Annotated in this window: 11 protein-coding genes and 1 tRNA gene; 5 read left to right on the top strand and 7 right to left on the bottom strand. The window is 68.0% G+C overall.

Annotated elements, in window-relative coordinates; genetic code table 11:
* Together ABD154_RS15890 and ABD154_RS15885 are read right to left on the bottom strand one after the other, a co-directional pair.
* Nucleotides 1–945 (bottom strand): NADP-dependent oxidoreductase (locus ABD154_RS15890; RefSeq protein ID WP_344251622.1); only part of this gene is annotated, 945 nt, incomplete at its 3' end.
* Between the two features lie 32 nt (nt 946–977).
* Nucleotides 978–1850, bottom strand: coding sequence for a CPBP family intramembrane glutamic endopeptidase (locus ABD154_RS15885; RefSeq protein WP_344251621.1), 873 nt, complete (start codon nt 1848–1850; stop codon nt 978–980).
* 200 nt (nt 1851–2050) lie between these two features.
* Here ABD154_RS15885 and ABD154_RS15880 point away from each other — a divergent pair, with 200 nt between their 5' ends.
* From ABD154_RS15880 to ABD154_RS15870, 3 genes are all read left to right on the top strand, one after another.
* Nucleotides 2051–3514: an MFS transporter gene (locus ABD154_RS15880; RefSeq protein WP_344251620.1), complete on the top strand. Its 1464-nt coding sequence runs from the start codon at nt 2051–2053 to the stop codon at nt 3512–3514.
* Nucleotides 3515–3601: 87 nt separating this feature from the next.
* Nucleotides 3602–4858, top strand: a complete 1257-nt coding sequence (locus ABD154_RS15875) for an EAL domain-containing protein (RefSeq protein ID WP_344251619.1) — start codon at nt 3602–3604, stop codon at nt 4856–4858.
* Nucleotides 4859–4980: 122 nt separating this feature from the next.
* A tRNA-Ile gene (locus ABD154_RS15870) sits at nt 4981–5054 on the top strand.
* A gap of 85 nt (nt 5055–5139) precedes the next feature.
* Here the strand turns inward: ABD154_RS15870 and ABD154_RS15865 are convergent.
* The gene (locus ABD154_RS15865) at nt 5140–5910 is read right to left on the bottom strand and encodes an ArsR/SmtB family transcription factor (protein WP_344251618.1); all 771 of its coding nucleotides are present in this window, start codon (nt 5908–5910) and stop codon (nt 5140–5142) included.
* Between the two features lie 150 nt (nt 5911–6060).
* Here ABD154_RS15865 and ABD154_RS15860 point away from each other — a divergent pair, with 150 nt between their 5' ends.
* Nucleotides 6061–6360, top strand: a complete 300-nt coding sequence (locus ABD154_RS15860; RefSeq protein WP_344251617.1) for a hypothetical protein — start codon at nt 6061–6063, stop codon at nt 6358–6360.
* A 132-nt stretch (nt 6361–6492) separates the two neighbouring features.
* Nucleotides 6493–6984: a DUF3145 domain-containing protein gene (locus ABD154_RS15855; RefSeq protein WP_344251625.1), complete on the top strand. Its 492-nt coding sequence runs from the start codon at nt 6493–6495 to the stop codon at nt 6982–6984.
* A gap of 167 nt (nt 6985–7151) precedes the next feature.
* On the opposite strand, the gene ABD154_RS15850 is transcribed toward ABD154_RS15855, so the two are convergent.
* The 4 genes from ABD154_RS15850 to ABD154_RS15835 form a co-directional block, all read right to left on the bottom strand.
* Nucleotides 7152–8393 carry a beta-ketoacyl-[acyl-carrier-protein] synthase family protein gene (locus ABD154_RS15850; RefSeq protein ID WP_344251616.1) on the bottom strand — a complete coding sequence of 414 codons (1242 nt, stop codon included), beginning with the start codon at nt 8391–8393 and terminating at the stop codon, nt 7152–7154.
* 68 nt (nt 8394–8461) lie between these two features.
* The gene (locus ABD154_RS15845; protein ID WP_137825491.1) at nt 8462–8713 is read right to left on the bottom strand and encodes an acyl carrier protein; all 252 of its coding nucleotides are present in this window, start codon (nt 8711–8713) and stop codon (nt 8462–8464) included.
* Between the two features lie 120 nt (nt 8714–8833).
* The gene (locus ABD154_RS15840; RefSeq protein ID WP_137825492.1) at nt 8834–9835 is read right to left on the bottom strand and encodes a beta-ketoacyl-ACP synthase III; all 1002 of its coding nucleotides are present in this window, start codon (nt 9833–9835) and stop codon (nt 8834–8836) included.
* Nucleotides 9836–9843: 8 nt separating this feature from the next.
* Entirely contained in the window at nt 9844–10779 is a 936-nt protein-coding gene (locus ABD154_RS15835) for an ACP S-malonyltransferase (RefSeq protein ID WP_198498696.1), read from the bottom strand.
* Nucleotides 10780–10828 lie beyond the last annotated feature (49 nt).

Here is a 10828-nt window from a genome sequence, read left to right as displayed (position 1 = left end):
GGACATCGTGATGACGATCTTGCCGGTGGTGCGCCCGGTCTCGCCGAGGCGGTGCGCGGCAGCGATCTCCTCGAGCGGGAAGGTCGCGGCGATCTCGGGCCTGAGCCGACCCGCGTCGACGAGCCCGGCGATCGCGGTGAGGTCGGCATGGGAGGAGTCGACGAGCATCCGCAGCGCCCTGACGCCCAGACGCGTCGCCTCGGTGGTGAAGTCGTCGGGGCCGACCGGCACGGTGGAGACCGCGATCCCGCCGGGGGTGAGGGTGCGCAGCGACCGCATCGCGGTGTCCCCGCCGAGGGTGTCGAGGACGACGTCGATGTCGGTGGCGGTCTCCGTGAAGTCCTCCGTGCGGTAGTCGATCATCTCATCGGCGCCGAGGCGGCGGAGGAGATCATGCTTCTTCCCACTGGCCGTGCCGATGACGTGGGCGCCGTGGGCCTTGGCGATCTGCACGGCGACGTGGCCGACTCCGCCGGCGGCGGCATGGATGAGGACGCGCTGGCCCGGTGTCAGCTGCGCGTAGTCGATGAGCATCTGCCACGCCGTGAGCGACACCAGCGGCAGGGCGGCGGCCTCGACGTGGTCGACTCCCGCCGGCTTCTTCGCGAACACCCGCGCCGGTGCCGCGACGTACTCGGCATGCGAGCCGTGACCGTATGGGTAGGAGAGCATGCCGAACACCTCATCGCCGACTGCGAAGCGCGCGACCCCGACGCCGACGGCTTCGACGACTCCGGAGACGTCCCAGCCGAGGACGAACGGCGGCTGACCGAGGAAGCGCCCGGCCGCGCGGTGCTTCCAATCGGTCGGGTTGAGCCCGGCGGCGCGGACGCGCACGAGCACCTCGTTGGTCCGCGGCTGCGGACGCGGCAGGTCGACGACCTCGAGGACCTCCGGGCCTCCGAGACTGTGCTGGGTGGCGGCTCTCATCGTGTCATTCGTCATGACACCATTGTCCCCTGCCCGGCTGTGTCCTCTCAGCCCCGATCGGCCGTCGCCGCACGCCGCCGTCGGCGGACCATGACGACGGCGACGACCGTGCCGAGAGCGAGCATGAGCGAGGACACGAGACTGCCCTCGAAGCCGAACGATCCGCCCGAGATCAGGTCGCCGGCACCGGGAGTCGGGCGGAAGGAGAGGACCGAGGTCTCGACGTCCATGTTCGAGACATGGGCGCCCCAGAGGTTGCCCTGACCCCAGTTCCACACGGCGTGGAACGCGCAGACGCCCCACAGCCCCTCCTCGGCGAGTGACCAGAAGCCGAGGAACACCGCGACGAGGACGAGGTTGAGCACGGACACGACTGTGATGCCGCCGTTGGCGCCGTGGAGGAGGGTGAACCACACGGTCTGGACGACGAAGGCCGCCAGCAGTCCCCACTTCCACGACACGGCTTGGACGAGGTAGCCGCGGGCGAAGAGCTCCTCGGTGCTGCCCTGGATCGTGAAGCCGACGAGGAGGATGAGCGCGGGAAGCAGCGCACTCCAGTTCGGTGGGCCGAGGGTCCCCTGACCGGAGGCGACGGTGATGAGGGCGACCGCGGAGATCATGACGAGGCCGATGAGCGCGCCGCGGAGGATCTTCGCTCCTGCCCCGGGCGCGGCGAAGCCGAGCGAGCGGATCGGCCGGCGCTCCTTGAACCGGACCCAGAGCAGGAGGAGGACCGCCCCGACCCCGAAGCTGCCGGTGAGCACCGCCTGTTGGACGAAGGTGAGTCCGGCTCCCTCGCTCGGCATGCCGGCCGGCAGCGCCGCGAGCTGGGCGACGAAGAAGATCACGGTGGCGATGACGATGCCGAGGAGCGGACCCGTCGGCCGCTGTGCCTGCCCCATCCCCGCGGGGAACGTCATGGACGCAGCTGGGTTCCCGTTCCGGTTCATCATGCTCCGATCGTCGCGGTGGGAGGGGAGGTCGCCCTACCGTCACACGCTCATGGGCCGGTGTCAACGGGTGGTCCCACCGCGCCGGCCGGCGGGCAAGGGGATAGGATCACCAGCGGGAGGACGGTCGACGGTGACGTCGGCTGTCGAGAATGGTCGAAAGGTGTGGAATGGCTGCTGGCGGCGGAATGACTCAGGTGCAGAAGAGGATCCTCCTCGTCGCTCTCGTCCCGCTGTTCATGTCCCTGCTGTCGGTGTCGATCATCAACGTCGTCCTCCCGGCGATCGAGCGCGACCTCGGCGCCTCGACCTCCGCCCTCCAGTGGGTGCTCACCGGGTATGCGCTCTCCTTCGGCGTCGTCCTCGTCGCGGCCGGTCGCGCCGGCGACGTCTTCGGCCGTGCCCAGCTCTTCATCGCCGGAGTCAGCCTTTTCGGCATCTCCTCGCTCGTGTCGGGCCTCGCCCCGGACCCGATCACCCTCAACATCGCCCGCGTCGTCATGGGCCTGGGCTCGGGACTGCTCAACCCGCAGGTCGTCGGTCTCCTCCAGCAGTACTTCGAAGGACCGCGCCGAGGTCGTGCCTTCGGCCTCATGGGCACGATCGTCGGTCTGTCGGTGGCGATCGGACCGGTGCTCGGCGGCGTCCTCATCGCGATCTTCGGCAATGCCCTCGGGTGGCGGGCGGCGTTCCTCGTCAACGTCCCGTTCGCCATCCTCGCCGTGATCTTCGCGATCGTCTGGCTGCCGAAGTCCGCGTGGGGCCCGGCTGTCGACCAGACCGACCCCATCGACGAGGCGGTGCCCCCGGCCCAGCGTCGGCACCGGCACGATCTCGACCCCGTCGGCGTCGTCCTCCTCGGACTCGGCGTCCTCCTCGTCCTCCTGCCGTTCGTCGAATCCTCCGTCGGCTGGTTCGTGTGGTTCGCCCTGCCGCTCGGGCTCGTCGTCATCTGGGCGTGGACGAAGTGGGAGCGACGGTATGAGTCCCGTGGCCGGACCCCGATGGTCGAACTCGACCTCTTCGTGATCAAGAGCTTCAGCAACGGCTCGATCATCATCGCCCTCTACTTCATGGGGGTGACGAGTGTGTGGGTGATCGTCGCGATGTTCATGCAGCAGGGCCTCGGCCACACCGCGCTGGCCTCAGGGCTCATCGGACTGCCCGCCGCGCTGCTCTCGGCGCTGTCGGCCGACATCTCCGGCCGCTACGTCTTCCAGGCCGGGCGCCGCCTCGTCGTCTGGGGCATCGTCACCTGCCTCTTCGGTCTGCTCTCCTCGGTCCTCGTCGTCGCCCTCCTCGCGCAGGGCATCGGCAGCGAATGGTGGCTGCTGCTCACCCTCAGCTTCGTCGGGATCGCGCAGGGCATGGTCATCAGCCCGAACCAGACGCTCACGCTCAACGAGGTGCCGCTGAAGTACGCCGGATCGGCCGGGGGAGTGCTGCAGACGGGTCAGCGGATCGGCACCTCGATGGGGCTGGCGATCCTCACCGCGGTCGCGTTCGCCGTCGTCGCGGTCAGCGACTGGGACCTCGGGCTCATCGTCGCATTCCTGGCAATCGCCGTTGTCGTCATCATCGCCGGCATCGTCGGGATCGCCGAGGTCAGGCGCACGCGGCGACCTCAGCTGTGAGCGGAATAATGTTATCGAATCCAAACCGTTGACCGGACACGACTGTGGAAGACTGTGTACGCAGGTTTTCACAGGGAAGGACAGACGGTGGTAGGCACGGCGAACGATCAGGACCTGGCCCTCGAGGAGCTGGTGCGGTCGGGAGGGATCGAGACCTTCTTCGCACCCGTGGTCGACTCCTTCACCTTCGATACCGTGGGCTACCAGATCCTCCAAGCGCCGATCGGCGATCCCGCTCTCGGCCACGCCGAGTCGGAGAACCTGCGCCAGGCGATGCACGCCTCAGCGATGATCGGCGACATCGACGCCTCGATGCGGGCGACCGCCCTGCGCACCGCCGAGGCGGCTGGACTGCCGAACTCCAACCGCCTCTTCCTCCACGCCGAGGAGGAGTCCTTCGCCACGCTCGAGGATCGGACAGCCGAACCCGATCGCTCGTGCATCCTCCAGCTCGACGCCGACCGCGTCTCCTCCTCCCCGGCCTCCGTCCTCCGCTCGGTGCGCCAGGCCCGGTCGATGGGCTGGGGCGTGGGAATGTCCTCGGTCGGACCCGACCTGCGCAGCACGTCGTTCGTGCCGCTCGTCAACCCCTCGGTCGTCGGCCTCCATCCCGACGTCCTCACCATCGAATGCAGTGCGCAGCTGGCCGAGCTCAATCGGCTCCTCCACGCCCACCTCGAGCGGACCGGCGCGGTCATCCTCGCCGAGGGCGTCTCGAGCGAGGACGATCTCGACCGGGTGCAGGCACTTGGCGCACGCTTCATGTCGGGTCCGTACTTCGGTCGCTCGACCCGTGAGCCCGAGCCGTTCGCCCCGCCGGTCGAAGACGCTCTCGCCGATCACCATTCGCGCAACCTCCCGGCGCTCGGCACCCCGTACTCGATAGCGCAGGGGCTGCGACGGGAGCCTCTCGTGATGAACCGCGAGCTGCTCATCGCCCAGATCGCCGCCCTCGAGGAGCGGGCTCTGGCCTCCGGTGCGGCGACGATCACGCTCGGCGTCTTCGGGGACGAGGAGTCGTTCTCCCAGGCGACCTATGACCGGTATGAGCGGATCCGCGACACGGTCGGTCTCACGGCGATGTTCTCCGGCGGTTTCACGACTCCGCCGGTGCCCGGGGTGCGCGGGGGAGTCGTCGACGCCTCTGATCCGATGCGCAAGGAGCACGGAGTCGTCGTCGTCGGACCCGACTGGTCGGGCCTCGTCGCCGCCGCCCGCCGGAACGATCCCGGCAGCGACGGACAGGTCGAGTACGATGTCTACATCACCACTGAGCGCTACACCTGCGTCGACGCCGCCCGCAGCGTGCTCACTCGGATCTCCCCGAGCACCTCGGCGCACTGACTCGTCTGCCGCGCAGTTCGCCCCACCGTCGAGCGTGCTCTGTGGGCTCTGGGTCGACGCTCTCTCACGATCCGCGCGAAATGGGAGCTGCCGGCCTTCTGGTGCTAATCTGGTCACGGCTCGCCCCCGTAGCTCAGCTGGTCAGAGCAGGGAACTCATAATTCTTTGGTCGCCGGTTCAAGTCCGGCCGGGGGCACCCCTGTGCGATCGCCCCGCATCTCTCACCGCGGTGAGAGATGCGGGGCTTCGTCATCGCCGGACACCGCCAGTGATAGGAGACCTCAGGCGTGCATGGGCGCACCGGTCTCGATCCAGGTCTTGAGGTTGGAGATGAGGACCAGGCTGCCGTGGTCGACCTGGCGGGCGGTCTCCGTGGACGGGTCGAGGTCGAAGTGCTCGATCGTCACCAGCGTGGACTCGCCGCGGGATGCGAAGGACCACACGAGGCGGAAGGGGGCCTCCGGGGCCACGGCGTCGTCCCAGGCCGGCGAGAAGGTCATCTCCAGTCGTTGACCGGGGTCGGCTGCGATGATTGTGCCCTCGGCGGCAGTTCGGCCTTCAGGGTAGGTGTAGGTGAATGCGCTGCCGGGCTCCAGCGACGAGTTCAGCGTCGTGGTGAAGTACCACGAGGAGGTCTCCTCGGTGAGTGCGGTCCAGACCCGCTCGGGTGAGGCGTCGATGACGATGGCGTGGCGGTGCAGGGGTGCGGTGCTGCTCATGATCTGCGGTCTCCGTTCGGACGTGTTCTTCAGTCGGTTGAGTGCCTGCCCCCACCCGAGCGCGTAGTCGTCGAGCCAGCGGTGGGCCAGCGCGACCAGCGGCGAGGCATTGAGATAGCAGAGGCGGATGCGCCCGGCTTTGTGCGAGGTGACCAATCCTGCGTCCTCGAGCACGCCCACATGCTTGAGGACGGCATGGCGCCCGAGAGCGGGCAGGACCTGCCCGAGCTCGCTCACGCTCTGCCCGTCCCGGTCATGGAGGGCGTCGAGAAGCGCCCGTCGACTCGGATGGGAGAGCGCCAGGAGAACCGCGTCGTCATCGGAAGTGGCCACGAACGCAACAATAGGTGACTTATGAGTCACCTGTCTAGAACCGGCATGGACCCGATTCGCCGGGCAACGACGTCGGCCACGACCCCAGCCCGGGGAACCGCGAAGGCAATCAGTCCCCAGGAGAGAGCTCGATCATTAAATCTCTGCCTGATGATCATTCACAATGATTTGCTTTTCATTGAGGGCGCAGAGGTTCATGCTGAAAGGGAGCGAAAGTCGCTGCGCACGTGGGAGGAGTTGGTGATGATGGTGCTGCTGATTGTGGTCGGGATGATGATCGGTGTTCTCCTCGTCATCGGTCGGGCCGTGTGCCCCGCTGCCGAACGACTCGCGTGGCAGGACCTCGGCCTCGACGGATGGGTGGTCACCGCCGTGCGCGGCTGGGCTGCCGTCAGCGGCCTCTCGCGGCTGGAGACGATGACCGAGCAGATGCATCGCCGCCGCTCCTGACCGACGAGAAGAACCACGTGTCATCAGGCATTTCGCTACTTGGCTCACGTCTGTTTGTCGACTATCATGAGCGGAGTACCTCCTTTCGGATCGTAGGGGAAGACGTATCCGAGGTAGGAGGCACACATGGATATGACACAGGGCGTACTCTTCGTCCACTCAGCACCTCGCGCGCTCTGCCCGCACATCGAATGGGCAGCGGGCGGGGCGATCGGCGCACAGGCACGCTTCGACTGGACACCCCAGCCGGCAGCACCGGGCCTCGTGCGTGCCGAAGTCTGCTGGCGCGCGCCCGCAGGCTCGGGTTCTCGCATCGCATCCGCGCTCCGCGGTTGGGATTCACTGCGCTACGAAGTCACCGAGGAACCCTCTGCCGGTGTCGACGGCGGACGGTGGAGCCACACTCCTGACCTCGGCATCTACCACGCCGTGACCGACACCGTCGGCAACATCCTCGTGCCCGAAGACCGCATCCGCTCCGTCATGGAGCGTGCCGGCGGAGATCCCGCGCAGCTCGCCCATGAGATGGGCCTCGCCCTCGGTGAAGCGTGGGACGAAGAACTCGACGCGTTCCGCCACGCCGGTGAGGGCGCCCCCGTCCGCTGGCTGACCAAGGTCGGCTGACTCCGGCACACCGGCAGCGCTTCCTGCGCTGCTCACGCACCCGACGCCGCGTGGGCGCGTCACTGCCTCCGACGTGCCCTCCGGTCCTGCGCCTCCTCTGCGACACGACGAAGGGCCCCAGCCGAAGCTGGGGCCCTTCGTCGTGTGACAGAACGTGTGTCAGTCGATCACACCGACTTGAAGGCGACGACCGCGTTGTGTCCGCCGAACCCGAAGGAGTTCGACAGGGCGGCGATGTCACCGTCGGGCAGCTGGGCGGGAGTGTCCCGGACGATGTTGATCTTCACTTTGGGATCGACCTCGGTGATGTTCATCGTCGGGGGAGCGGTCCGCGTCTCGAGCGCCTTGACCGTGAAGATCGCCTCGACCGCCCCGGCACCGCCGAGGAGGTGGCCCGTCATCGACTTCGTGCCGCTGACGAGCGTGTCGTCGACGGAGTCGCCGAGGAGCTCGGCGATCGCCACGGACTCGGGGATGTCACCGACCGGCGTCGACGTCGCATGCGCGTTGACGTGCTTGATGTCGGCGGGGGTGAGGCCGCCGGCCTCGAGCGCATCCTCCATCGCCTTGAGCGCGTACTTGCCCTCGGGCTCGTTGCCGGTGATGTGGTAGGCGTCGTTCGAGATGCCCCAGCTGGCCACCTCGGCGTAGATCTTCGCCCCGCGGGCCTTCGCATGCTCCTCGGTCTCGAGGATGAGCGCGCCTGCGCCCTCGCCCATGACGAAGCCGTCACGGTCGACGTCGTAGGGCCGGGAAGCGGTCTCGGGGGAATCCGTGCGACGCGAGAGCGCCTGCATCGAATTGAACGCCGCCAGGGTGATCGGGTGGATCGCGGCTTCGGATCCGCCGGCGATGACGATGTCGGCGTCGCCGTTCGCGATGAGGTCGAAGGCGTGACCGAGGCTCTCGGTCGACGACGCACAGGCCGAGACCATCGTCTGCACACCGGCACGGGCCTTGAACTCCATGCCGATCGCGGCAGCCGGGCCGTTGGGCATGAGCATCGGCACGGTCAGGGGCATGACGCTGCGCGGACCTTCGTCCTTGAGCGTGTCCCAGGCGTCGAGCAGCGTCCACACGCCGCCGATGCCGGTGGCCCAGGAGACCGCGGTGCGTTCGGGATCGGTCTCCTCGAGACCGGCGTCGGCCATGGCCTCACGGGCGGAGATGAGAGCGAACTGGCTCGAGGGGTCGAGGCGCTTGGCCTGCACCCGCTTGAGCTTCTCGGGCACGACCTCGGGGTCGACCGTCGCAGCGAAGTCGACGGTCAGGCCGTACTTCTCGGCCCAGTCGTTGTCGAGCGTGGACACGCCGGACTGACCGGCCAGCAGGGCCTGCCAGGTCTCATCGGCAGTGGCGCCCAAGGGGGTCACCGCACCAATCCCGGTGACGACAACTTTTGGTGTCATGGTGAAAACCTCGTCGATAGTGTGGGACACGGCCCGTCGGTGGACGGGCCGTGTGCGTCCTCAGATGTTCAGGCTTCTTGGGCCTTGTTGATGTAGTCGACGGCATCCTGGACGGTGACGAGGTCCTTGACGTCGTCGTCCGGGATCTTCACGCCGAACTTCTTCTCGGCGTTGACGACGATCGTCATCATGGAGATCGAGTCGATGTCGAGATCGTCGGTGAACGACTTGGAGGGCTCGACGGCCTCGACGGCCAGGCCGGTCTCTTCGTTGACGATCTCTGCCAGTCCGGAGAGGACTTCAGCTTCGGTGAATGCCATTTCTTTCCTACTTTCTAGTGACAACCGAGATGTCCCCGGTCGGATTGGAACGGTATCGACGAGTGTCCCGCCGAATATCTTAGGTCATTCGCGCGGTGATTTCGCCCGCGCCACGGGCGCTCAGGGCAGGCGAACGACCTGGGCGCCGTAGACGAGTCCGGCGCCGAATCCCATCTGCAGGGCGAGTCCGCCGCTGAGTTCGGGCTGTTCGCGCAGGAGACGCTCGGTGGCCAGCGGGATCGAGGCCGCCGAGGTGTTGCCGTTGTCGGCGATGTCACGGGCGATGACGACGGACTCGGGCAGTCCCAGCTGCTTGGCGAGTTCGTCGATGATGCGCATGTTCGCCTGGTGGGGGATGAAGGCGGCGAGGTCGGAGGCCTCGACCCCCGATTCCTCGAGGGCCTTCTTGGCCACCTCGGCGCCGTCCCACACCGCCCAGCGGAAGACGGTGGGCCCGTCCTGGCGCAGGGTGGGGAACGGCAGGTCGCGGTCGTCGCGGACGTCCATGAGCGATTCGGTCATCCGGATCGTCGACCAGTTCTCGCCCTTCGACCCCCACACGGTCTTCGAGATGCCCGGCTCATCGGCCGAGGTGACGACGACTGCGCCGGCCCCGTCGCCGAGGATGAAGGAGATCGACCGGTCGGTGGGATCGATGACGTCGGAGAGCTTCTCGGCGCCGATGACGAGGACGTTGTCCATCGTGCCGGCGCGCACGAGCGCATCGGCCTGGGCGATGCCGTAGCAGTAGCCGGCGCACGCGGCGCTGATGTCCCAGGCGGGCACCGGTCCGGTGCCGATGCGGTCGGTGAGCGCAGCGGCAGCCGAGGGCGTGAAGTAGGGGAAGGTCACCGTGGAGATGATGACGCCGCCGATGTCCTCGGGCTTGAGTCCCGCCGAGGCGATCGCCTCGAGGGCCGCCTCTTCGCACATCTCGAGCACGCCGACGTCCTTGCTGGCCCGGCGGCGGGTGACGATGCCGGTGCGCTGCCGGATCCACTCGTCCGAGGAGTTGATCGGACCGGCGATCTCGTCGTTGGTCACGAGGTTCTCGGCGCGGTAGGCGCCGATCCCGGCGATCTTCGAGAACCGGCCGGTCTGTGCGGTGTTGAGTGTGGGCATGGCGGTGGTCATCCTTCTTCTCCGGCGTTGGCCGCGGCGCCTGCATGGGCGGCCGCGAACTCACGCGCACCGTCGAGGTCGGCGGCTGACTTGATCGGGTAGGTCTCGACGCCCTTGAGCGCCCGGCGGGCGATGCCGGTGAGCGTGCCGCCGGGGACGAGCTCGATGAGCCCGGTGACGCCGAGGCGCTGCAGCGTCTCCTGGCAGAGGTCCCAGCGCACCGGGTTGGTCACCTGGGAGACGAGGAGGTCGACGTAGGCGGCGCCGCTGTCGACGACGCTGCCGTCGGAGTTCGTGAGGATCGGCAGGCTCGGATCGGTCACGGTGAGCTCGGCCGCGGTCTCCGTCAGCGTCGGCACGGCCGGCGCCATGTACTCGGTGTGGAAGGCTCCGGCGACGGGCAGCGGGATGACCCGGGCGCGCTCGGGCGGGTTCTCCGCGAGGGCCTCGAGGTTCGGCAGTGCACCGGCGGCCACGGTCTGGCCGCCGCCGTTGACGTTGGCCGGTGCCGCACCGGCGGCGTCGATCGCGGCGAGGACGTCCGCGGGCTCCCCGCCGACGACGGCGGACATGCCGGTCGGCGTGGCGGCTGCGGCCTCGGCCATGCCGGCGCCGCGCACGGCGACGAAGCGCATGGCATCGGCGGGGGTGAGGATGCCGGCGATCTGCGCGGCGGCGATCTCACCGACGGAGTGGCCGGCGACGACGTCGGGGGTGACGCCGAGCTCGGCGGCGCAGGCGATGGCCGCGGCGACGAGCAGCGGCTGCGCGAGCGCGGTGTCCTTGATCGTCTCGTCATCGGAGGTCGTGCCGTGCGCGCGCAGGTCGATGCCCGACGCGGCGGCGAGTTCATCGATCTGTGCTGAGAAGGTCTCGAGTTCGAGGAAGGACTCGAGGAAGCCTGACTTCTGGGCGCCCTGACCTGGGCACGTGATGACTAGCACTGAGAATCTCTTTTCGTTCGACGTCGCTGTTCAATCTAACGGATGGTTG

The organism is Brevibacterium sanguinis (assembly GCF_039528855.1).
Lineage (GTDB): Bacteria > Actinomycetota > Actinomycetes > Actinomycetales > Brevibacteriaceae > Brevibacterium > Brevibacterium sanguinis.
This window is presented reverse-complemented; position numbering and strand designations above follow the sequence as displayed.